The sequence below is a fragment of the Hymenobacter agri genome, from assembly GCF_054778495.1.
The window spans coordinates 1-22,459 of record NZ_BAAGZM010000015.1 but is presented as its reverse complement, the minus strand read 5'-3'; the positions used below and the strand labels follow the sequence as shown (position 1 = coordinate 22,459).

Here is a 22,459-nt window from a genome sequence, read left to right as displayed (position 1 = left end):
CCTGCGGCTGCGGCCCGCCGTGCGTCCAGAGGTCCCAGCGGTTGTCGAGCGGGCTCACCGGGGCGCGGTAGGCTATGGTAAACTGCCAGGGCCGGGGCAGGCCGGCCCACCACACCGAGTTGGTGCCGCCCTGCCGGGCATGCAGCCGAATCAGCTCCAGATATTCGGCCTTATCGAAGCCGGGCTGAAGCACTTAGGCCCGCAGGCCTGGAGGGCTAGCCAGCGCCAGCAGCAACAGGGGAGGAAGTAGGGGCGGCGCATAGGTGAGTGACGAATGAAATAGCCTGCTCAACAACGAGATGGCTACACTATACGCCCGCCTGTTCGTCAGCGGCAGCTATTCGGCCTCGCGGTTCACCGTACCGGGGCTGAACGCCGGTACGCAAATAGACCAATATTCGCATTCTTTGTCGAACGGGTTGGAGTAGCGCACCCGCGCGCCGCCCTTAATCAGCAGGGCCTGGCCGGCCTGCAGCTCCACCACATCGCCGTCGATTTCGAAGCGCTTGCGGCCGCGCACCACTATCGTGAACTCATCGAACGAGGGCGTTTGGTGCGGCTCGCTCCAGTGCGGCGGGGCCACCATGTGGGCCAGGCTGTAGGCGCTGGTGCCGGTGCTGGCCCCGCCCACGTGCTCTTCAATGAGCTTGCCATCGGTGGTGGGCACTACAAAAGGGGCAGGGTTGAGGATGTAGCGTTTTTCGGACATGGGGTTTCGTAGAAAATAGTATCGTGAGTCAGGTAGATGTAAAAGAACGTCATGCTGAGCTTGTCGAAGCAGCTCTACCGCTTCGTTGTTTTTGATTGCGTTACTACTGCGGTAGAGAAGCCTCGGCAAGCTCAGCATGACGCTCCGTAAAAGGGGAGGTCATCTACGGCTTAAGCTGCTCCAGCAGCTTAAAAAGTCGCGAGTTATGCTTCCAGACGTAGAAATACGGCGTCTGCACCGCCCCAAAACGCACCCGAATGCGCTCCACGCCCGGCAGCATGCTGCCCTCGAAGTCGAAGCAGTCGAGCCCCAGCACCTCGCTGGCGTAGCGAATGCACTCCCAAGCCAGTAGCACGCCCGCGCCGCTGGCGCGCCGGGCCGGGTCATCGCCGGCCAGCAGGAAGTAGGCCGTGGTGTTGTCCCAAATCAGATACGCCACCGAATGCACCTGCCCCTGCGCATCCACGGCAAAAAATAGCTGCCGCTGCCCGGCCGCCGCCAGCGCCGCATCCAGCCGCCGCAGCTGCGCCAGCGAGTATGGCGGGGCCAGCTTCTGGCGCGCAAAGCTCAGCATATTCACGCGGTAGAATTCCGCCAGCGGTAGGTCATGCACCACGCGCACCTGCGGCCGCGCCAGCCGGATATCGCGCCGGATGCCCGTGCCCAGGCCCGCCTCCACCCGCGCCAGGTCGCGCAAGTGGTGCAGGCGGTAGGTGTAGTAGGTTGTTTGCCGGAACTGCTGCCAATAGAATGGAAGCCAGTTGGTCACGGTCGGGTAAAAATTCTGCCTGAAGGCGGCCAAGTCCGGCAGCTGCGCAATCAGCGCCTGCAGCAGTTCGTGCTCCTTTGGCAGCCGCCCCCGAAATCCGGGCAGCAGATACGGCCCCAGCCACTTCACGAAGGGCGGCATCGTGGCGTACTGGAAAAGGCTTTTCTGTTTATAGAAGTAAGGCAATGCGGCTACTACCTGCCCGTGCTCTTCGGCCAGCACTACGTCCCAGGTGCCGCCTTCGGCGCAGGCATCGAGGTACCACGGCTGCGCAAATACCGGCACATCGGGCGCGGTGCGGCAAAAGTCGAGGTAGCGGGCTTTGGCAGGCATGGGGCGGCGCTTACTTGCCCGGCGTGGCCGTGGGGCAGGGGCCGGGCGTGGTGCGGCGCACACCGGCGTTGGCCGCCGCGCAGGGGTTGGAATACGTTTTCCCGTCGCAGCCGCACACGGGGTTGTATTCCATCGTGCAAATTCCCTGTGGATTGATTTTGCTGGGGTCGATGCAATCGTCGGCCACTTTGGGCGCCGCCGGACGCTGGCATGCGCCCAAGAGGAGCAAGGTGGTGCTTAGTAATGGAAGTAGCTTCATCGGGCGGGGGAGGGGAGAGGGGCGAATCTACGGCGGCAGGACCGATTTCCGGGAGGCCCGGCGCTCCCCGTTACGGCGGCCGAAAATTTGTCGACAAGCTCAACCCCGGCCCGCGCCATTCGTATAGCCTGCCAGAACGAGCGCCAGTGCCTAACAAACCTGCTGGTTTTTGGTTGGCCTTCGTTTTTTCCACTGCATACCAACCCACTTTCACCCTTCATTACCCTTCACCATGTCGTACCACGAAGAAGACAACAACGCCGGTAAAATCCTTTTAGCTGCTCTCGCCGGTGCTGGCGCAGGCATTATTGCTGGCATGCTGCTGGCTCCCGATAAAGGTTCGGCCACCCGCGAAAACTGGAAAGGCGTTGCCTCTAAATACAGCGGCCAGCTGGGCGAGCAAGCCTCGAAGCTGGGTTCCGACCTCGAAGCTAAATTCAAAGAATATGCCGGCAAGCTCGAAGACATGGGCGTAACCCTGCCCGGCGGCGGGCTGAAGCTGAAAGGCAGCTGGGACGAAATCAAAGGCAAGCTGAAGCAGCAATACGCCCAGCTCACCGACGAGGACCTGACCTATGCCGAAGGCAAAGGCGACGAGCTCGTAGGCAAGCTGCAGGACAAGCTTGGCAAAGGCAAAGCTGAAATTACCAAAATGCTGAACGACATGTAAGTCGGCCTATCGTGCCGCATGTCTGCGAGCCCCGCACCTTCCGGTGTGGGGCTTTTTGCTGCCCCAACATGTATGGCCTCTTTTTCGTTATTTAATTCTCGCAGCATTGTTATTCCCTGCGAATCCCTACTTATGAAAGACGACAAAGGCAAAGTTATTTTCTCACTCATCGCCGGCGCTACCGCTGGCATCGTGGCCGGCCTGCTGCTGGCGCCTGAAACCGGCGACGATACCCGGTCCAACATCCGCAAGTCGGCCTCCAAATGGGCCGGCGACCTCAGTAAGCTAGCCAAAGACACCCTCGCCAAAGTGCAGGGCCAGGGGCCCGACCACACCAGCTCCGACGCCGCCGCGAGCGAGGATAAAGCTGCCGCCGACCGCCTGCTGGCGGGCCTGGGCACCGGTACGCCCTCTACGGCGCACACGCACAATACCGATAATCCCGACTACGACGGCTTCGGCGACGACGCACGCCACCAAGCTAAAGGATAGAGGCCAATTAAATAGCCCGAATCTTATACTTTCGATTGTAACTCTGGTTCAAACGTTTGCGTAAAAGCTCCAGTAATCGCCTTGAAAGAAGGCCGTACTTGCTACCCGCAACCTTGCTAATCGATTGATTTAAGCAAAAATGGCAGTGCCATTCGAGTTCAACTCAATGTAATCAGCGAAGATTGCAGGCATCAACCAACGGTTTGAAGGGTAAGGAGATTGCAAAAGAAAAGCCCCGTACGACTTTCGTACGGGGCTTTTCGATTTTTAGAGTCGCTCAGAACGGCAGTCAAGGCTATTCTACTTCCTTCTCCTGTTTTTCCTTCTGCACGTTCTCCGGCTTCATCTGCGGGAAGAACAGCACGTCCTGAATGGAGTGCGAGTTGGTCATAATCATGCTCAGGCGGTCGATGCCGATGCCCAGGCCGGCCGTGGGCGGCATGCCGTACTCCAGGGCGCGCAGGAAGTCCTCGTCGAGCACCATGGCCTCGGTGTCGCCACGCTTGCCCAACTCCAGCTGGTCCTCGAAGCGCTGGCGCTGGTCGATGGGGTCGTTGAGCTCGGAGAAAGCATTGCAGATTTCCTTGCCGTTGCAAATGGCCTCGAACCGCTCCACCATGCCGGGCCGGTCGCGGTGCTTCTTGGCCAGCGGCGACATTTCCACCGGGTAGTCGGTGATGAACGTGGGCTGAATGAGCTTGGGCTCGACGTGCTCGCCGAAGATTTCGTCGATGATTTTGGCCTTGCCCATGCTGGGGTCGAGGTGTACGTTCAACTCCTGCGCGGTTTCACGCAGGGCCGCTTCGTCCATCTCGCCGATGGCCTTGCCGGTGTACTTCTCAATGGCCTCGAACATGGTGTAGCGCTGCCAGGGCCGCTGGAAGTTGATGACGTTCGCGCCCACCTGCACTTCGGTCTGGCCGTGCAGGGCCATGGCCACGCGCTCCACCATTTCCTCCACCAGGTCCATCATCCAGGCGTAGTCCTTGTATGCTACGTAGAGCTCCATCTGCGTGAACTCGGGGTTGTGGAAGCGCGACATGCCCTCATTGCGGAAATCCTTGCTGAACTCGTACACGCCATCGAAGCCGCCCACAATCAGGCGCTTCAGGTACAGCTCGTTGGCAATGCGCAGGTACAGCGTCATGTCCAGCGTATTGTGGTGCGTGGTGAAGGGCCGCGCCGCCGCGCCGCCGTACAGCGGCTGCAGAATCGGCGTTTCCACCTCCAGGTAGCCCTTGTCATTCAGGAAATTGCGCATCGACTGCACCAGCTGCGTGCGCTTGATGAAGGTGTCGCGCACCTGCGGGTTTACCACGAGGTCCACGTAACGCTGGCGGTAGCGTTGCTCGGGGTCGGTGAAGGCGTCGTATGTCGTCACCTCGCCGGTGGTTTCGTCCTTGTGGGTTTTCACCACGGGCAGGGGGCGCAGCGACTTTGAGAGTAGCTTCAGCTCCGTGACGTGTACCGAGGTTTCGCCCACCTGCGTCTTAAATACGTGGCCTTTCACACCGATGAAGTCGCCCAAATCAAGCAGCTTCTTAAACACCACGTTGTACAGTGTCTTGTTTTCGCCGGGGCAGATTTCGTCGCGGTTGATGTAGAGCTGAATGCGGCCCGAGGTGTCCATCAGCTCAGCAAACGAGGCTTTGCCCATCACGCGCGACGACATCAGCCGGCCCGCCAGCGTCACTTCCTGGAAGTTGTTGAGCTCGGGGTGGTAGTTGTCGTGAATTTCCTTGGCGTAGAACGTCACGTCGAACAGCTCCGACGGGTATGCTTCAATGCCCAGCTTTTCCAGCTCTTCGAGTTTCTGGCGGCGTAATTGTTCCTGTTCGCTTAAGTGTTGCATGGGTTGTCTGAACCGCGGATTTATCGGATTGGTTGGATTCATCGGATTTTGTGGCCGATTACCTCAACAACCAACGCGCTTGCAAAAGCAAGAGTTGAATGACAAATGAGAATGTAAACCGCAAAAGTACGGCACGAAAAAGCCGCTCCGAAACCGGAGCGGCTTTCCATTCATAAAATCCGACCAATCCGATAAATACGCGGTTCGGACACTACGCGGCCAGGCGGTACTCGGGCACCTCGGCGTTGAGGGCCGGGGCCGACGGCGGGGTAGGGGCCAGCACCGGCTCGACGCGGGTGCGCAGCCGCTCCTGCACAAAGCCGGCCTGCAAATGCGCGGGCAGCTCGGCCACCAGCTGGCGGTAGCGCTCCAGGCCCAAGGCCTTGGCCACGTAGGTTTCGTGCACGCCGTTGAGGTAGCTCACGATGTTGAGCAGTGAAGCGTGGAAGAGTCGGAAGTCGATATCGGCCTCCACGTAGCGCTCAATCTCGCGGCTGGTTTGCGAAATGCGCAGGCGGCCCAGTAGGTCGAAGATGGTAGTATAGCCCAAGCGCCAAGTAATCTGCTGCCAGTGCGCCGACGTCCACTTGTCGAGCGGCCGGCCCGTCTTCTGGCTGCGGATGGCCGTGTTGGGGTTGGCCTGTACCTGCGCACGGGTCCACTGCGCCTTCATCTTGCGCGTGGTGCGCAGGAACTGGCCCACCTGGGCCTGCGCGTCAATCTCTTTACTGGCAATGTGCAGCCCGGCCTTGTAGCCCGCCAGCGGCAAACGGTGAATGCTGAAGTCGCCGTAAGCGCCGGCCGCGTAAAACGATACCGGGCGCGGGTAGGCGTTCTTCACCACCAGCCGGCCCACCTCGCGGCGCATCAGCTGGCCATTGTTCGAGCGCACGCCCGTGGTGTACAGAAACGCCTGCAGCCCCGACCAGATGGTGTGGTAGGCCTGCGGGAACGTCCAGTGCAGGGCGTTACGAAGGAAGTTCTCATCGCCCAGCTCGGCCGTGGCGCGCAGCGCGTACTCGGTACTCCAGCTGGTGTGCAGCAGCTTGGTGAGCGCGGCCACGTCGGCGTCATTCAGCTCCGCCGTGTGGCTGCGGAAGAACGGCAAGTTCTGCAGGCCGCCGAGCGCGTCATCGTTCTCCTGAATGTGATAGTTGATGGCAAAGAAATAGTTGAGAAAAACCTGCGCCGGAATGGACTTGCGCCAGGTTTCGTCAGCTAGCTTCTGGTTCGGCTCCTCGATGGTAGCAGCTACCGACGGGTGGAGCGGGATGATGCGGGTTTCCTCTTGAGTCGTCATGCTAAGTAAACAGCAGGAGATGCTTTTTTAGTTGCATGAATGCTAATTTTATTGACAAATTTTACTAAGAAAATAATCATTGATTGTCAGGTAATTGCGAAGGTATTTCGATTGAATTGCCAGGCTTGAAATTCAGGTCGATTTGCTAAAGAGTTTGACGCTTGGTTTAAGAACAAAAAAAGCCCCCGCTTCAACCGAGGCGGGGGCTTTTTATTAATCAGGGCAGCACTTACGTTACCGTAGCAGCTGCATTACTTCAGCTCGTCCTGAATCACGGCTACGGCTTCGCCAATAGTGATGTCCTTCTTCAGGCCGCGGGTGAAGCGGGCGGCGCGATTCACCTTTACGGTGTCGCCGTTCACAGCACGTACATCGGCAGCCAGCGGCGAGAAGGCCAGGTCGGTGGTGGTTTTCTGAGCGGCTTCGTAGCGGTCCGAAATGGCTTTGGCCTGCTGCTGCTCGGCGCGGTAGGCGCTTAGCTTCAGCGAAACCACGGTTTCGTCTTTGCGCTTACGCATGCTCTTCACCATCTCATCCATCACCTTGAAGCTGGGGTTGGTGGCAATGCGGGCCTTGCTGTTGGCGCGCAGCTTGTCGAGGGCTGGGGCCGAATCCCAGGGCCGGTAGCGGGCCGGCTGAATCTCGTCCCACTTCAGCGGGTAATCCGACTCCTTCTCGCCCTCATCGAGGTAGGAATACAGGTCGGGCACCACAATGTCGGAAGCCACGCCCTTGAACTGCGTCGAGCCGCCGTTTACGCGATAGAACTTCTGGGTCGTGAGCTTGAGCGAGCCAATGGGCTTCACGCTGTTCAGCTCCGAGGGCAGCGCCTCGTCAAGGTCAAAGATGCGCTGCACTGTGCCCTTGCCATAGGTGCTGGTCGAGCCCATAATCACGCCCCGGCGGTAGTCCTGAATGGCAGCCGCCAGAATCTCCGAAGCCGAAGCGCTGTACTTGTTCACCAGCAGCACCAGCGGGCCGCTGTACTGCACGCGCGGGTCGTTGTCGGTGAGTACCTGAGTGTGGCCTTGGCCGTCGCGCACCTGCACCATTGGGCCGCTAGGCATGAACAGGCCCGCCATGGCCACGGCGTCGCTCAGCGAGCCGCCGCCGTTGAAGCGCAGGTCCATCACAATGCCTTTCACGCCTTCGGCGTTCAGCTTGGCCAGCTCCTTCTTCACGTCATCGGCCGAACTGCGTCCGCCGTTGTCGTTGAAGTCGGCATAGAAACCGGGCAGGCGCAGGTAGCCGATTTTCTGGCCTTTATCGGTAATCACCGAAGACTGGGCATATTTCTCGTCAACCACCACCACGTCGCGGATGATGGAGATAATCTTGGTGCTGCCGTCCGGCTTTTTCACCGTCAGGCGCACTTCCGAGCCTTTCTTGCCGCGAATAAGCGTCACGGCCTTGGCCGTGTGCCAGCCTTCCACGCTCACGGGCTCGGCCGCGCCCTGGGCCACGCGCAGGATGGCGTCGCCCTTCTTCAACTCGCCCTGGCGGGCCGAGGCCGAGCCGGGAATAATTTCCTCGATGTAAATGAGAGCATCCTTCTCCTTCAACGTCGCCCCAATGCCTTCGAAGCGGCCGGTCATCTCATAGTCGAAATCCTCCTTGGCCTTGGGCGCGAAGTACTCGGTGTGCGGGTCGTAGGTGTTGGCGATGGTGTTAGCGTAGGTGGCGAGGCGCTCGTTGGCGTCCACGTCATTCATCTCGGCAAACTGCTCATCGTAGTATTTCAGCACGCGCTTGCGGGCTTCGGCTTCCATTTGGGCGGGCGTGCGCACGGGCTCGGCGGCGGTAGGGGCGGCGGCATTAGCGGCAGCCGGGGCGGCGGTGGCGGCGGTCGGCTTGGCCTCTTTGGCCTTTTCCTGGGCTTCCATCATTTCCGATACGCGGCTCAGGGTTTCGTACTTCAGCAGCTTGCGCCACAGCTCGCGCTGCGCGGCCTTATCGGCTGGAAAAGGGGCCTTCTCGAAATCGGTCTGGAATGATTCGTCCACTGTGAAGTCGAAGGGCTTGGCCAGAATCTCGCGGTATAGGCCCTGCATCTCCTTGGTGCGGTCGGCCATCAGCTTGGTGCTGAGGTCCAAGAACTCGTGCGTGCCGTTCTTCACCTCGTCGTCAATCTGCGTCTGGTAGCGGCGCAGCTGTTCCACGTCGCTCGCCAGCAGAAACTGCTTGCGGTAGTCGAGGTGCTTCAGGTAGAGGTCAAACACGCGCTTCGAGAAGTTGTCGTCGATGCGCTCAGGCTGGTAGTGCGCCGCCGTCAGGCCTTGCAGCATGGTACCAATCAGGACCTGTTCTTTAGTGGGAGCCGCCGAATCGGCCCGGCGCAACAGCCGATAAGAGGCCAGAACAAATACGGCTGTTACCAGAAAAGCGTACAGCCCGACCTTTAAACGGGGAGAAGACATCAGCAAAAAAGAAAAACAGGATGAAAATCAAATATACAAAGATGGCCAGGCAATGCGGCCAAGCCATGCTTGCTGCGAAAACGCCGCCATCGGGCGAATAAGTGCCCTGCCCGCCGCAGCGCACTGCTGACATCTACAAACTCATGCGCTCAGCCGAAGGTTGCAACAAAAAAGCCTTTCCCGGATGGGAAAGGCTTTTTTCGTGACTAACAGGCCGAAACCTGCGACCAGACTAGTACTTGTAGATTTTGTCGCCGTTGTGGCGACGGAATTCCTCTTCAAAGTATTTTGCGTCGTCAGCGTTGCGGGGTTTTACGCCCATCACAATGCCGCCATCCTTGATGCCGCTTTCGTACTCAGCAGCGTGCTCCTCAGGAATTCCCGAGCCTACCAGTGCGCCCACCAAGCCACCCGTGAGGCCACCGGCACCAGCACCAGCCAGTGCAGCGGCCAGCGGGCCGGCAATGATGAGGCCCAAGCCCGGGAGAGCTACCGAGGTGCCAATAGCAGCAATAGCACCAATAATAGCGCCGGCTGTGCCACCAATGGCTGAGCCTACGCCAGCACCTTCCATGGCTTTGTCGCCTAGGTCGGTATGAACGGTATCATCGCCGAAGTGCGTTTTGCGGGTTTCGTCCGACATCAGCAGGTTCACATCGTCCTTGCCGTAGCCGCGCGAATGCATCGACTGGTAAGCCTTCTCTGCGCTGCTGCGGTCGCGGAACATGCCGGTCATCGTGCTGCCGTCGCGGTAAGGCTCGCCGGTTACGGCATGCGCGGCGCGGTCGGCCGTGTTCTGCACGGCATCGATGCCGCGGCCTACTACTGCACCAGCCGTACCGGCAATGGCACCACCCTTGGCAGTTGCGCTGTAGTCGTCACCGTCTACGCTGTTATTTACGTTGCTCGTGGAAGCTCCCGAAGCGTAAGTAGTATCGTTGTTAGGCGTCACACCGGTGCCAGCATTGTAGCTAGTGCCTTCATTGCTCAGGCCAGTGCTGTTGCCCATGCCGGTGCCGGTCGTGCTCGTGCCATAGTTGGCGCCTGCGCCGGTACCAGTGTTTTGCGGGTTGTTCGAATCGTTGGTATTCATGAGGGTGGGTATGGAAAGTGGAAAGCAATGCCAGCTCCGTGGCTGGTTGAGGGGCTAAACGGGACGGAGCGAGCAGGGGTTACAATTTGCTGGCAAGCTGCATTTTACAGATGAGGTTATAAGATAATTGCTGTATTACGCTGTAGTACAATTATTTGCGTCACAGCTTAATTGGATTGAATACCAAAATAGTTTGCCTGAATGTACCTGTTTGAAATGCATGTGATTATTTAACTAATTGTTAATTAAGTATATATATTGAAAATGGTGCAATTTGATAAGGTGTTGTGGGGTAAACTGTTCAAATGAGGCTTTTTATAATGATACAGGCCTTGTTGCAATTCTCATTTGAGCTAGGCTGGTGAAGTTGCGATTTATGGTATAATTTGTTTATTGTCAGGTAATTGTGTATAATGTCGGGTTCACGGTAAAATGAAATGAAGGTTTAATGTTGGCGTAACAGAAAAAGTTGTAATACCTTGCCAACGGATTACTCTTTCGGGAGGTCACGTTTTCTTTTTTCACCTTCTTACATTTCACTCACCACTTCTAACTTTTACATGAAACACTTTCTTTTCGTGGTCTTCCTTGTGATGACCGGCCTGTTGCAGCAGGTTCACGCACAAAACCGCTCCATTTCCGGGCGGGTGACTGACCGGTCCAACGGTCAGGGCTTGCCGGGGGTGACTGTCTTGGTGAAAGGCACCACGGTGGGCGTATCAACCAACGTCGACGGTAGCTTTTCGCTCGACGTTCCGGCTTCGGCCACTACGTTGTCCATCAGCTCGGTGGGCTACGTAACCGTAGAACAGCCGATTGGCAGCAACTCAACCTTCACGGTATCGCTGGCACCCGATGCCAAGCAACTGGGTGAAGTTGTGGTAACGGGCGCACTGGGCGTACAGCGCCAGGCTCGTGAAATCGGTTACGCTACCTCTACCCTGGATACCAAAGAAATCAACCAAGCCCGCGTAACCAACGTGACCACCGGCTTGACCGGCAAAGTAGCTGGTCTGCAAATTCAGCAGCTTTCTTCGGGCATCAACCCCAGCGTTCGCGTTACCCTGCGTGGTACCCGCTCGCTGACCGGTAACAACCAGGCCCTGGTGGTACTCGACGGTGTTATCGTTCCCAACGACGTTCTGACGGCTTTGAGCCCCGACGACATCGACAACATCACCGTACTGAAAGGTGCTAACGCTGCTTCGCTCTACGGTTCGGACGCTTCGAACGGTGCACTCATCATCACCACCCGCAAAGGCGGTGGTGCTCCGGTTGTAACGATTTCGCAAACGTCGACTTTCGAGTCGCTCTCGTTCCTGCCCAAGTTCCAGACCGAATTCGGTCCTGGTGCCAACACCTACACCAATACCCTGCCCAAGTTCACTACCGACGGGTCGGTTGACTCCGGTTACGAAACCCAGTACCAAGGCTTTGAAAACCAGCAGTACGGTCCCCGTTTCGACGGTCACATCGTTCCCTTCGGCGAAAAGCTGGAAAATGGCGACGTGCAGATGATTGCCTACGAAGCTCGTCCGGACGAGAAGCGTAAGTTCTTCAACACCGGCTACCAGGCGCAAAACAACATCTCGTTCTCGACCGGTGATGAGCATAACAAGTTCTTTGTTTCTTACCAGAACCTGCACAACAACGGCATCATCCCCAAAGACAAGCTCGACCGTAACACCATTCGCCTGAATGCTTCCCACGATATCGGCCGTCTGACGGTAGGCTTCGACCTGTCGTACTCGCAAAAGCGCATTGACCAGACGTCGAACTCGAGCCGCGACAACTCGGTGTACTGGAACGTGTTCAACACGACGGTGATGGCGCCGCTGACCGCGTACAAAGATTGGCAGAACGACCCGTATGCTAACCCCAACGGTTTCTACAACGCCTACTACTTCAACCCTTACTGGATTATCGACAACAACCGCACGAAGACCCGCGAAGACTACATCATTGGCGACGTTAACTTGGGCTACAAACTGGCCGAAGGCTTGAAGCTCCAGTCGCGCACGGGTGCTACGTTCATTTCGCAAGCCGTGCAGGCCACTCAAGATAAGTTCATCTACTCGCCCTACGTATCTGCCAACACCAACAAATCGGGTGCTGGTACCCCTGGCTTCGTGAGCGACGTGAACAGCAGCATCAACACTATTTACTCGGACTTGTTCCTGAGCTTGGATAAGACGTTTGGTGACTACACGGTGCGTGCCATTGTTGGTACCAACCTGCGCCAGTCGACGTCGAGCTACGTAACCAACTCGTCGACTGGCCTTGCAGTACCGGGCCTGTTCAACCTGCAAAACCGTGTTGGGGAACTTGTGGGTGGCGATGGTCGGTTCACTAACCGGTCGCAGGCTGTATTCGCCGACGTAACCTTGGGCTTCAAAGAATTCCTGTTCCTGCACGGCTCGGGCCGTAACGAGTGGGATTCGCGTCTGCTGGCCAGCAACCGTTCCTTCTTCTTCCCCGGTGCCGACGTATCGGTAATCTTCACGCAACTCGTGCCTACGCTGAAAGACGCTTCGTGGATTGACTATGGCAAAGTGCGTGGTGGTATTACCCGCGTTGGCCAGGTGAACCTGAACTCGAGCGGTGTTGGTGTAGCAGCTAGCAACGGTGCTTACGTAACCCAAGGCACTCCTTTTGGCCTGGGTGCCGGCTATCCGTTCGGCCCGCTCACGTCGTTCTCCTACGGCAACCAGATTATCAGCCCGAACATCAAGCCTGAATTCACCCGTTCTATCGAAGCCGGTATCGAACTGAGCTTCCTGAAGCGTCGCGTTAGCACTTCGGCTACCTACTACAACCAGAAGAGCACCGACCAGACGCTTAGCGCCGGCGTACCCCGTTCGACGGGCTACTCGGGCATCCTGCTGAACGCTGGCGAAGTGCGCAACAGCGGTGTGGAAGTTGACCTGAACATCGTTCCCGTTCGTCTTGACAACGGCCTGACTGTGACCATCGGCGGTAACTATAACTACAACACCAACAAGGTTGTTAGCATCACCCCCGACATTCACGAACTGCCCCTCACCACCGGTGGCAACGCCAACGTGTACGCCATCGAAGGCCAGCCTTTCCCGGTTATCCGTGGTTCGGTATACCAGCGTGGTGCCGATGGCCGTGTGCTGATGACGAAAACGGCTGACCCCATCACCGGCGAAACCCGTTACTTCCCGCTCAAGGCTCCCGATACGCAAATCCTGGGCAACACCCTGCCGAAGGATAAGTACGGCTTCAACGCCAGCATCGCCTTCAAAGGCGTAACGCTGGCCGCTCAGGCTGAATACCGCACCAACTACGTGGTGTACCACTCTATCGGCGAAGACCTGGACTTCACCGGTGGTTCGCAGCGTAGCGCCAGCTACGGCCGTGCCGACTTCGTGTACCCCAACTCGTCGATTCCCACGCTGGATGCCAACGGCAACGTAACGGGCTACACCCCCAACGTGAACGGCCTGACCCCCGGTGGTTCGGAGTTCTGGGCTAGCGCTGCTTACAACACCTCGATTGCTGAGAACTACATCACCTCGGGTAAGTTCTTCAAGCTGCGCGAAGTGTCGCTGAGCTACAACCTGCCCTCGTCGCTGATTAACAGCATTGGTTTCGTGAAAGGTGCTTCGCTCAACCTGTTTGGCCGTAACATCTTCACCTGGGTTCCCAAAGAGAACCAGTACACTGACCCCGAGTTCAACTTCGGTAACTCGAACTCGAACGCCGTGGGTATCAACACCTCGTTCCAGACGCCGCCGACCAAGTTCTACGGTGCCAGCCTTTCCGCCAATTTCTAATCCGTATTATTCATGAAGCTATTTTCTAAAGCACTTGCTGCGGCTGCTTTGTGCAGCGTAGCAACGGGTTGCTCGTCGTACCTCGACGTCAACGTCAATCCCAATAGCCCGACGATTTCGACGGCCGATGGCATTCTGGCCCAGGCGCTGTCGACCACGGCGGCTAACTATAGCGGCAACACCCCTAGCTACAACAGCTACGCGATGTTTGCGGCCGGCTACATTGCCAAGTCGGGCACGGTGAACGGCTACACCGAGGAGCGCACGTATAACTACACCTCGTCGTTCTACTCTGGTCTGTTCGACAACACGTACGATAACCTGCTCGACTACGACCTCGTGCAGCAGCAAAAGGCCAACTTCCCTTACCAGGCGGCCATTGCGCGCATCATGAAGGCGTATAACTTCCAGCTGCTGGTTGACCAATACGGCGATATTCCGTACACCAACGCCCTGAAAGGCCTGAACAACGTGACCCCCACGTACGACAAGGCTGCTGATATCTATAAGGACTTGATTGTGCAGCTGGATGGCGCGATTGCCGACATCAAAGCGGCAAACAATACGCTGAACGTGCGGCCGATTTCGACTACGTCCAGTTCGGAAGATGTTGTTTTCCGTGGCAACATGACCAGCTGGATTCGCTTTGCCAACAGCCTGAAACTGCGCATTCTGCTGCGTGAGTCGCAGGTACCGTCGCTCAGCTCTTACGTAGCTACCGAAATGGCACGCCTGCAGGCCAACACCGACGGCTACATTACGACGGACGTAGAAGTGCAGCCGGGCTATCTGCAAACCTCCGGTAAGCAGAACCCGCTGTACAACCGCTACGGCGTGACCTCGGCCGGTTTGGCTGCTACCGAGCGTAACTACCAGCTGCCCACCAACTACGCTACGAATTTGTACAACGCTAACCACGACCCCCGTGGTCAGCGCATGTATTCGTTGGTTAGCGGTAAGTATGTAGCAGTAGATGCGGGCGAGCGCAACCCGGTGTTGGGCAATGCCGGCTCGCGCTTCCGTCTCAACGGTGGCATCCTGAAGGGCTACGATGCTCCGATTTCGCTGATGCTGTTGGCCGACCACTTGTTTGCCAAGGCTGAAGCTGAAACCCGTGGTTTGTTCGCCGGCGGCGATGCTGCTGCCAAGACTGACTACCTGGCCGGCGTCACGGCTTCGTTCGTGTACACCTACCGCGTGGCTCCGAGCCTGCGCCAGACCACCCTCGACTCGTCGGCTTTTGTAACTACCGCCAACATCGCGGGCAACCGTTTGGGTAGTGGCAAAGTGGCCCGCTACCTGGCTGCCAACGTGGGCAACCCGCTGGTTGATTTCGACAAGGCTAACGTAAACGGTGCCCTGGGCAAACAGGAAATTATCATCTTCCAGAAGTACCTCGCCAACAACGTGGTAGGTGCCGTGGAAGCTTGGGATGATTACCGTCGTACGGGCCTGCCCAAGATTAAAGTTTCTCTGGAGTCGTCGTTGTCCACTGTTGACAAGTTCCCGACCCGCCTGCTCTACCCCTTGAGCGAGGTGACGACGAACGGGTCGAACGTGCCGGCTGGTACTTCGCAAACCACCAAAATCTTCTGGGACGTGGTTGACTAACGTTTCTGAAAGATGTCAAAAAAAGGGCTGCCCAATCGGGCAGCCCTTTTTTTGTGAAGCAACATTGTGCTGCCACCTGAGTAGCGGCAAGCGGCAATCAGCTTTGCATCAGAAACCCTTTGATAAACTCATCCAAGTCACCATCGAGTACATTCTGCACGTCGGTGCGCTCGATACCGGTGCGCAGGTCTTTGATGAGTTTGTAGGGATGGAGCACGTAGTTGCGAATCTGCGAGCCAAAGTCGATACGCTTTTTATTGGCTTCTACTTTATCGCGCTCGGCGTGGCGCTTGTCCATCTCAATCTGGTAGAGGCGCGACTTAAGCATGCGTAGCGCATGCTCTTTGTTCATTAGTTGCGAGCGTTCGATTTGCACGGCAATGATGATACCGGAAGGGGCATGGGTAAGCCGCACCGCGGTTTCAACCTTGTTCACGTTCTGGCCACCGGCCCCGCCGGCCCGGAAGGTATCCCAGGAGATATCGGCCGGGTTGATTTCGATGTTAATGGTATCGTCAATCACCGGGTAGGCAAACACCGACGCGAACGAGGTGTGCCGACGGCCGCTGCTGTCGAACGGCGACATGCGCACGAGGCGGTGTACCCCGATTTCGCTTTTCAGGTAGCCGTAGGCAAAATCTCCGTCAATCTCCAGCGAGGCCGACTTGATGCCCGCGCCTTCACCGGGCTGGTAGCTGAGCTGCTTCACGCCGAAGCCGTGGCTTTCGGCCCACATGATGTACATGCGCATAAGCATCTCGGCCCAGTCCTGGCTTTCGGTACCGCCGGCGCCGGGGTTGATGTCGATAACCGCCGAAAGCTGGTCTTCCTCGCTGGAGAGCATGCGCTTGAATTCCAGTGTTTCCACTTTCTTCACGGTCGCCTCGTAATCGGCCTGCATTTCGGCCTCCGAAACTTCGCCTTCGCGGTGGAAGTCAAACAGCACTTCGGTGTCGGCCAGGGCCTGTTGCACGGCTTCGAAATCGTCGGTCCAGGTCTTCAGCCCTTTGATTTCACGCAGGGTGGCTTCGGCCGCCTTCGAATCGTCCCAGAAGCCGGGGGCCACGGTTTGAGCCTCAGCGGCAACTATTTGTTCTTTGCGGGCATCGTAGTCAAAGATACCTCCTCAGGGCCTCGGCGCGGCCCTTCAAGTCCTTAATCTGGTCTTGGGTCATGGGTGGGGGAATAGGGGATGGGGCCTCGGGCCGAAGTAGCCAAACCGCCCGTTGTGCACGGCAGCCCGAAGCAAAGCGCAAAAGTACCGTATTATCCGCCGCAACCTTGCCCGATGGTCGGGTTGTATCTTTGATGCAGCTACCGTAGCGGTTATTTAGTTTGTATGAGTTTAGAGGACCTGAAGCAGGATTTTGAGTCGGCGCGCATCAGACATGTGCATTTCAAGAGCAAGCTTCGCTCTTATCTGTTTGGCAACGGTGGCGAAACCGGCCCCTTACGCGACCCCGAAGTATGTACTTTGGGCCAGTGGATAGCCGCTCGCCTGCGCGGGCGCGGGCCCTACGCGCACTTGCCGGAGGCCCGGCAGTTCGACCAGAAGCACCTGCTCATCCATAAGGAAGCTAATCGATTGATGGACTTGCACGACGCCGGCCAGCACGACCAGGTGAGCGCCGACTACACCGCCCTGCAACGCCTGGCCGACGAGATGGTGGTGCTGCTGCAAACTATGGAAGCGAAGTTGCGTACGCAGGCCTGACCATCGCGCCAGCCGGCGCATCTGCATGAAAACGACGCTGACCACTAAACTTTTCGCGGGCATTGCGCTGCTGATGACCCTGTTTGCCATAGTGGTTATCTTCTCTTACCGACTGGCGGGGCAGGTACTGCGCAACTCGCAGCAGGTTGAAGCATCGCAGCACGTTTCGAACGAAGCGGTGACGCTGCTGCGCAACATCGTGGACATGGAAACCGGCTTCCGGGGCTACTTACTTGTGGGGAATGAGCAAACCCTGGCGCCATATTATTTTGGTGAGCGCGAGATGGTGGGGCGGTTTTCGAGCCTGCGCGACCTGGTGGAGGAGGCGCCCAGTCAGATTGCTCGCCTCGATAAAACACAGCGGTTGTTTCAGCAGTGGACCAGCTACTCGCATCTGCTGATTGCGGAAAAGCGGGAAGCCCGCCTGCGCAACCCGCAGCAGCGCGGCATTGAGGGCCTGAGCCACCGGCGCCTCGCTGAGAACCTGACCGGCAAGCAGATTATGGATGGCGTACGGGCGCAGCTGGCTGAGTTTGAGCGCCAGGAGGCCGCCACTCGGCGCCAGCTCCGCCAGCGCCTCGATACCAGCATTGTTCGCGCCGAATGGGTGTCGGCGGGGCTGGCTGTGGCAGCGCTGGTGCTGGGGCTGCTAGGAGCTGCTTACTTGGTGCGCAGCTTCTCGCGCCGCCTGCGCAACATGGTGGACCTGGCCCGCCGCATGGCCGACGGCGACTATTCGACGCAGATAGTTGATACCGCCCACGATGAGGTAAGCGACCTGACCAATGCGCTGAATGCCATGGCCCGCACCGTGGGCGCCAACATTGCCCAGCTCGAAAACCGCAACCAGGAGCTCGACCAGTTTGCCTACGTAGTATCGCACGACCTGAAAGCGCCGCTACGCGGTATCGAAAGTGCCTCGCGGTGGATTGAGGAAGACATGGGCAAAGAGCAGCTGCCGACGCACATCCGCGAGTTTCTGGGCATGATGCGGCAGCGGGTGCACCGCATGGAGAAGCTGATTACGGGTATTCTCGACCTCGCTCGCATTGGCCGCGTGGCGCGCGAGCAGGAAACCGTGTTCGTGCGAACCCTGCTACGCGACATCATCGACTCGCTAAGCCTGCCCAAGGGCTTTTCCGTCGAGCTGCCGTTTTTTCTGCCCACGCTCACCACCGATGCGGTGCAGCTGCAGCAGGTATTCACCAACCTTATCAGCAATGCCGTAAAATACCACGACCACCCCGAAACCGGCCACGTCGATATTGGCTGCGATGATGCCGGGGAGTTCTACGCGTTTTCGGTGGCCGATGACGGCCCGGGCATCGACCCGGAATACCACGAGCGCATTTTCGTTATTTTTCAGACCCTGACGGAGCGCGACACGCTCGAGAGTACGGGGGTGGGCCTGGCCATCGTGAAAAAGATTGTGGAGCGCCAGGGAGGCCGTATCACGGTCGAATCGGCTGAAGGGCAGGGTGCGAAATTCATTTTTACCTGGCCCAAGCAGCCGCCCAAAGTGAAAGGTGCGGTTTCCCCAGTATCATAATTGCTGAGCTTTGCGTAAGGTAGTGTGGCCACCGGCCCCGGGTATATTCCCGTAGTTGCCAATTTATTTTTTATGTCTCCCGACCATCCTGCCCCTAGTATTCTGCTCGTTGAAGACGACCAAATGGACGTCATGAACGTGCAGCGCGAGTTGCGGCGGCAAAACATCGACGTGCCGATTATCCACGCCCGCAACGGGCGTGAAGCCCTGAAAATGTTGCGGGGCGAAGGCGGTGAACCCAAAATTGCCAAGCCTAGCCTGGCTATGCTCGACATCAACATGCCGCGCATGAACGGGCTGGAGCTGCTGGAAGCGTTGCGAGCCGACCCCGAGTTTGCCGACCTGAATGTGTTCATTATGACCACTTCCGACCTCGATACCGACCGTTTAAAGGCGCAGCAGCTCGCCGTGAGTGGCTACATCATTAAGCCGCTGAGCTTTGATACGTTTGGCGAAGGCGGAACCAGCGTCGACGGGTTCAGTTTGTTCTTAGACTTGTTGAAGCTGAAAGGATAACCTGCGCAACAACACCTGTTCTCAAAGCAGGCGGAAACCCATCCGATGATGGGGGCTGGGGCCATGCGCACGAATGGCCGCCCGGTGGCTGGCCGTCGGATACCCGGCATTTTGCTGCCAGCCATAAAGCGGAAATTCGGCAGCCAACTGCTCCATATGTTCATCGCGGAAGGTTTTGGCCAGTACTGATGCGGCGGCAATGTGTTGGTAGAGCCCGTCGCCGCCGATAATGCATGTGTGCAAATACCCGTTCAGTGGCTTGAATCGGTTGCCATCGACGGCCAGGTGCGTGGGCGTAATGGCCAAGCTATCTACTGCCCGGTGCATGGCCAAGTAACTAGCCTGTGCAATATTGAGCTGTGCTATTTCCGCTACCGATGCCTGACCTACTCCCCATGCAAGGGCTTCGTCACAAATTTGCGGGCGCAATAGCGCCCGTTGCCGGGCACTTAGTTGCTTCGAATCGGTAAGCAGGGGCGAGGTGAAATCAGCTGGCAGAATAACGGCTGCTGCAAAAACCGGCCCCGCCAGGCAGCCGCGTCCGGCTTCGTCGAGGCCGGCTTCGTAGGGTTGAGCAGTGCAGGAAAAGAGGAGGGGAGTACGAACTGGCATTGGCGCAAAAATACGCACTTGTACCCCGCCATTATTGCTTCATAACAAACACAGCCCAGGCGACGCGAACCTCTGCAGGTGCGCGTCGCTTGGGCTTGGTAGTGGTCTGACAGGCTGGTTTATTTATGGTCGCCGGCGCTGCTGCCGTTTACATTAGCAGCGTTTTCGCCGCGTACGAAGCCCTGGCTGTCGCGCGGGGCCGTCGCCTCGTCAATCTCGGCTTCCTCGTCGCTCGAAATGTATTCGTTGGTGGTAGGCCCAAGGCCGCCGGTGTTTTTGGCCAGCTCGGCCTCTGCCTCGGCGTGGTGAAGGTTGAAGAGTGGGTCGCCGGCAATGGGGGCTTTGTCGGCGGGCTTTTGGGAGTTCGTAGCCATAAAGAGAAAGGAACCGCCGAAAAGTACGCGGCGGCTTCTCTGTTGCATACGCAGAGAATATGGACCAGGTTAAGTAGTGTTGCTACTATCGGGCAGCAACTGCTGCGAGGGCAGGGGCACAAAAAAAGGTCACCGCACAAGTGCGGTGACCTTAAAGTGGCGGGTCCGGCCTGAAGGTGTCTACCCCACCTTTTTGGCCAGAGCGCCGCCGCACGAGAGGTCCTTCCTTTCCACATTTCCAGCCCGTGCGGGGGTACTTATGGTTCAAAGATACCGGATTGGAAGAGGGGTGCGCAAGTGTTTTTTGATAAAGGCGTGATTTGTGCCGACCAATTGCCCCCTTTGACCGGTAGATGGATGCTTGGAGCCGGCGAGTGGAAAGGGCTTTCGTGGCGAATACTGTATTTTTGGGCCACTCAACTTTGTTTTTCATCACCATGAGTCAGTTCCCCGCGCCAACCATCGATACAAATCATAATCCCTGGCAAACGCTGGCCTCCGAAGTCAAATATCACAATCCCTGGATTTCGGTGCGTGAAGACGCAGTGCTGAACCCTGGCGGCGGGCGTGGCATCTACGGCGTCGTAACGATGAAAAACAAGGCGCTGGGTATCGTGCCCGTCGATGCCGAAGGCAATACCTGGCTGGTGGGCCAGTACCGCTACCCGCTGAACGAGTACAGCTGGGAAATACCCATGGGCGGTGGCCTGGTCGAACTCGATATTCTGGAATCGGCCCAACGCGAGCTGCGCGAAGAAACCGGCCTGATGGCGGCCCGCTGGACGCGCATTGCCCGCCTGCACACCTCGAACTCGGTGACGGATGAGGAAGGCTTCGTATTTCTGGCCGAGGGCCTGACGATGGGCGAAGTCGAGCCCGAAGAAACCGAAGACCTGCGCCTCTGGAAGCTGCCGCTGGCCGAAGCTGTACGCATGGTGATGGACGACCGCATTACCGATGCGGTGAGCGTAGCCGGCTTGCTGAAGGCCGAAAAAGTGCTGGCAACTCGCGCCGGCTAGGGCCGCGGCCGCTTTCGCGAATCAGCAACCAGAAACCAGAAACTACCTTTGCGGGTATGCGCCACTTGCTTCGTTATCTCGGCCAGCGCCTATATACCACGTGGGCCACGTTCTGGTTCATCGTGCCGTTTGTGCTCACCTTTCCGCTACAGTGGTATTTCAGCCGGCGGCCGGGGGGCGAATACGTGGTGCACCGGCTGAACCGGTTTTGGGCGTGGCTGTCGATTACGATGTGGGGTGTGCCCGTGGAGGTGGTGCGCGAGCACGCGGGGCCCAACCCCCGGCCCTGCGTGTACGTGGCCAATCACGGCTCGTATATCGACATCATGCTGCTATTCAAGTATATTCCGGGCTTCCTGAACATGATGGGCAAGGCCTCGCTGGCCAAAGTGCCGGTGTGGGGGCCGATTTTCGGGAGCGTGTACGTCACCGTCGACCGCAGCAGCGCCGTGAGCCGCGGCCGCGCCATGGTAGCCGCCCGGCGCGGGCTGGCGGCGGGCAAAAGCATCGCCATTTTCGCGGAGGGCCGCATTTCGCCCCGGCCGGGTAAGGAACTACTACCGCTGCTCGACGGTGCTTTCCAGATGGCCATTGAGGCTGGTGTGCCGCTGGTGCCGGTGGGCATGCCCTTGAACCACATGTTTATGCCTGACGTGGAGAAGGGCCTGCGCGTGCGCTACCACCGGCTGAAAATCGTGTTCCACCCGCCTATTGCGACAGCGGGCCTCACCGCGGCCGACATACCGGCCCTGAAAGAGCGAGTGGCGGCCCAGCTCGCCGGCGATTTCCTGCCCGAAGGGGCCGAAAAGCCCGGCCCGAGCACCTGGCGCAAGCCGGTAGCGCCGTCGCCGCCTATCAAATTATAAATCATCACTCAATCCTCATACCTACAATGAGCACCGACCTTGGTACCCTGCGCGGCCTGGCCCACCTGGCCCGCCTCGAATTTGACGCCACCCGCGAGCAGCAAATGCTCGGCGACCTGAATAATATTCTGGATTTCGTAGCCCAGCTCGAAGGCCTGGACACGACCGGCGTGGAGCCGCTGGTGCATTTGTCGCAGGAAATCAACGTGCTGCGCGACGATGAGGCCCGTAATACTGTGAGCCATCAGGAGGGCCTGCGCAACGCGCCGCGCAAAGACTCCGATTATTTCCGCGTGCCCAAAGTGCTTGAATAGCTTGATGAAAGCACCAAATGCCATACCAGCCAGCCGGCCCGGCTGGCTGGTATGGCTGGCCGCGCTGGCTCTGGGCCTGGCGGGCTACTATTATTTCACGGGCGAAACCAGCACGCTGCCGCTGCGCACCGTGCCGCACCTGCAGCCGCTGGTGCTGACGCTGGACAGCGGGGCCGCCGGCCCGGTGCAG

General features: G+C 58.3%; 21 protein-coding genes and 1 pseudogene. 11 read left to right on the top strand and 11 right to left on the bottom strand.

Annotation, left to right across the window (positions count from 1 at the left end; all coding sequences use genetic code 11):
* The 4 genes and pseudogenes from ACYVDE_RS02050 to ACYVDE_RS02035 all read right to left on the bottom strand — a co-directional run.
* Positions 1-193: pseudogene (locus ACYVDE_RS02050) on the bottom strand (lipase family protein); the annotation flags it as partial.
* A 144-nt stretch (positions 194-337) separates the two neighbouring features.
* On the bottom strand, positions 338-709 hold the full coding sequence (locus ACYVDE_RS02045) for a cupin domain-containing protein (RefSeq protein WP_460499822.1): 372 nt from the start codon (positions 707-709) through the stop codon (positions 338-340).
* Positions 710-872: 163 nt separating this feature from the next.
* Positions 873-1,811 carry a GNAT family N-acetyltransferase gene (locus ACYVDE_RS02040; protein WP_460499821.1) on the bottom strand — a complete coding sequence of 313 codons (939 nt, stop codon included), beginning with the start codon at positions 1,809-1,811 and terminating at the stop codon, positions 873-875.
* A 10-nt stretch (positions 1,812-1,821) separates the two neighbouring features.
* Positions 1,822-2,070, bottom strand: a complete 249-nt coding sequence (locus ACYVDE_RS02035; protein WP_460499820.1) for a Kazal-type serine protease inhibitor domain-containing protein — start codon at positions 2,068-2,070, stop codon at positions 1,822-1,824.
* Positions 2,071-2,302: 232 nt separating this feature from the next.
* On the opposite strand from ACYVDE_RS02035, the gene ACYVDE_RS02030 reads away from it, so the two are divergent.
* Both ACYVDE_RS02030 and ACYVDE_RS02025 read left to right on the top strand, forming a co-directional pair.
* Positions 2,303-2,740 (top strand): CsbD family protein, encoded by a 438-nt coding sequence (locus tag ACYVDE_RS02030; protein ID WP_460499819.1) that lies wholly within the window; start codon positions 2,303-2,305, stop codon positions 2,738-2,740.
* Positions 2,741-2,872: 132 nt separating this feature from the next.
* A complete protein-coding gene (locus ACYVDE_RS02025) occupies positions 2,873-3,232 on the top strand; it encodes a YtxH domain-containing protein (RefSeq protein ID WP_460499818.1) in 360 nt (119 codons plus the stop codon).
* Positions 3,233-3,527: 295 nt separating this feature from the next.
* Here ACYVDE_RS02025 and lysS read toward each other — a convergent pair whose 3' ends face one another.
* The 4 genes from lysS to ACYVDE_RS02005 form a co-directional block, all read right to left on the bottom strand.
* On the bottom strand, positions 3,528-5,084 hold the full coding sequence (lysS, locus tag ACYVDE_RS02020; RefSeq protein WP_460499817.1) for a lysine--tRNA ligase: 1,557 nt from the start codon (positions 5,082-5,084) through the stop codon (positions 3,528-3,530).
* 211 nt (positions 5,085-5,295) lie between these two features.
* The gene (locus ACYVDE_RS02015) at positions 5,296-6,384 is read right to left on the bottom strand and encodes a hypothetical protein (RefSeq protein WP_460499816.1); all 1,089 of its coding nucleotides are present in this window, start codon (positions 6,382-6,384) and stop codon (positions 5,296-5,298) included.
* A gap of 251 nt (positions 6,385-6,635) precedes the next feature.
* On the bottom strand, positions 6,636-8,801 hold the full coding sequence (locus ACYVDE_RS02010; protein ID WP_460499814.1) for a carboxy terminal-processing peptidase: 2,166 nt from the start codon (positions 8,799-8,801) through the stop codon (positions 6,636-6,638).
* 232 nt (positions 8,802-9,033) lie between these two features.
* Positions 9,034-9,894, bottom strand: a complete 861-nt coding sequence (locus ACYVDE_RS02005; RefSeq protein WP_460499812.1) for a hypothetical protein — start codon at positions 9,892-9,894, stop codon at positions 9,034-9,036.
* Positions 9,895-10,454: 560 nt separating this feature from the next.
* Between ACYVDE_RS02005 and ACYVDE_RS02000 the strand changes: the two genes are divergently transcribed.
* Entirely contained in the window at positions 10,455-13,694 is a 3,240-nt protein-coding gene (locus ACYVDE_RS02000; protein ID WP_460499811.1) for a SusC/RagA family TonB-linked outer membrane protein, read from the top strand.
* Between the two features lie 12 nt (positions 13,695-13,706).
* On the top strand, positions 13,707-15,305 hold the full coding sequence (locus ACYVDE_RS01995; RefSeq protein WP_460499810.1) for a RagB/SusD family nutrient uptake outer membrane protein: 1,599 nt from the start codon (positions 13,707-13,709) through the stop codon (positions 15,303-15,305).
* Between the two features lie 97 nt (positions 15,306-15,402).
* On the opposite strand, the gene prfB is transcribed toward ACYVDE_RS01995, so the two are convergent.
* A protein-coding gene (gene prfB, locus ACYVDE_RS01990) for a peptide chain release factor 2 (RefSeq protein ID WP_460499809.1) occupies positions 15,403-16,480 on the bottom strand; the annotation gives its coding sequence in 2 pieces (ribosomal slippage) (positions 15,403-16,419 and positions 16,421-16,480; 1,077 coding nt in all).
* A gap of 164 nt (positions 16,481-16,644) precedes the next feature.
* Here prfB and ACYVDE_RS01985 point away from each other — a divergent pair.
* The 3 genes from ACYVDE_RS01985 to ACYVDE_RS01975 all read left to right on the top strand — a co-directional run bounded on the left by ACYVDE_RS01985 (position 16,645) and on the right by ACYVDE_RS01975 (position 19,084).
* Complete coding sequence (locus ACYVDE_RS01985) at positions 16,645-17,019, top strand: hypothetical protein (RefSeq protein WP_460499808.1); 375 nt, start codon at positions 16,645-16,647, stop codon at positions 17,017-17,019.
* 25 nt (positions 17,020-17,044) lie between these two features.
* On the top strand, positions 17,045-18,568 hold the full coding sequence (locus ACYVDE_RS01980; RefSeq protein WP_460499806.1) for a sensor histidine kinase: 1,524 nt from the start codon (positions 17,045-17,047) through the stop codon (positions 18,566-18,568).
* A 72-nt stretch (positions 18,569-18,640) separates the two neighbouring features.
* Positions 18,641-19,084, top strand: coding sequence for a response regulator (locus ACYVDE_RS01975; protein WP_460499805.1), 444 nt, complete (start codon positions 18,641-18,643; stop codon positions 19,082-19,084).
* A gap of 21 nt (positions 19,085-19,105) precedes the next feature.
* Here the strand turns inward: ACYVDE_RS01975 and ACYVDE_RS01970 are convergent, their stop codons facing one another.
* Both ACYVDE_RS01970 and ACYVDE_RS01965 read right to left on the bottom strand, forming a co-directional pair.
* A complete protein-coding gene (locus tag ACYVDE_RS01970) occupies positions 19,106-19,696 on the bottom strand; it encodes a ribonuclease HII (protein ID WP_460499804.1) in 591 nt (196 codons plus the stop codon).
* A gap of 119 nt (positions 19,697-19,815) precedes the next feature.
* A complete protein-coding gene (locus tag ACYVDE_RS01965; protein WP_460499803.1) occupies positions 19,816-20,070 on the bottom strand; it encodes a hypothetical protein in 255 nt (84 codons plus the stop codon).
* 437 nt (positions 20,071-20,507) lie between these two features.
* Between ACYVDE_RS01965 and ACYVDE_RS01960 the strand changes: the two genes are divergently transcribed.
* From ACYVDE_RS01960 to ACYVDE_RS01945, 4 genes are all read left to right on the top strand, one after another.
* Positions 20,508-21,089 (top strand): NUDIX domain-containing protein, encoded by a 582-nt coding sequence (locus ACYVDE_RS01960; RefSeq protein ID WP_460499802.1) that lies wholly within the window; start codon positions 20,508-20,510, stop codon positions 21,087-21,089.
* 56 nt (positions 21,090-21,145) lie between these two features.
* Positions 21,146-21,955, top strand: a complete 810-nt coding sequence (locus ACYVDE_RS01955) for a lysophospholipid acyltransferase family protein (RefSeq protein WP_460499801.1) — start codon at positions 21,146-21,148, stop codon at positions 21,953-21,955.
* A 26-nt stretch (positions 21,956-21,981) separates the two neighbouring features.
* Positions 21,982-22,269 (top strand): Asp-tRNA(Asn)/Glu-tRNA(Gln) amidotransferase subunit GatC, encoded by a 288-nt coding sequence (gatC, locus tag ACYVDE_RS01950; RefSeq protein ID WP_460499799.1) that lies wholly within the window; start codon positions 21,982-21,984, stop codon positions 22,267-22,269.
* Between the two features lie 4 nt (positions 22,270-22,273).
* Positions 22,274-22,459: hypothetical protein (locus tag ACYVDE_RS01945; protein ID WP_460499798.1), on the top strand; the 186-nt coding region annotated here is incomplete at its 3' end.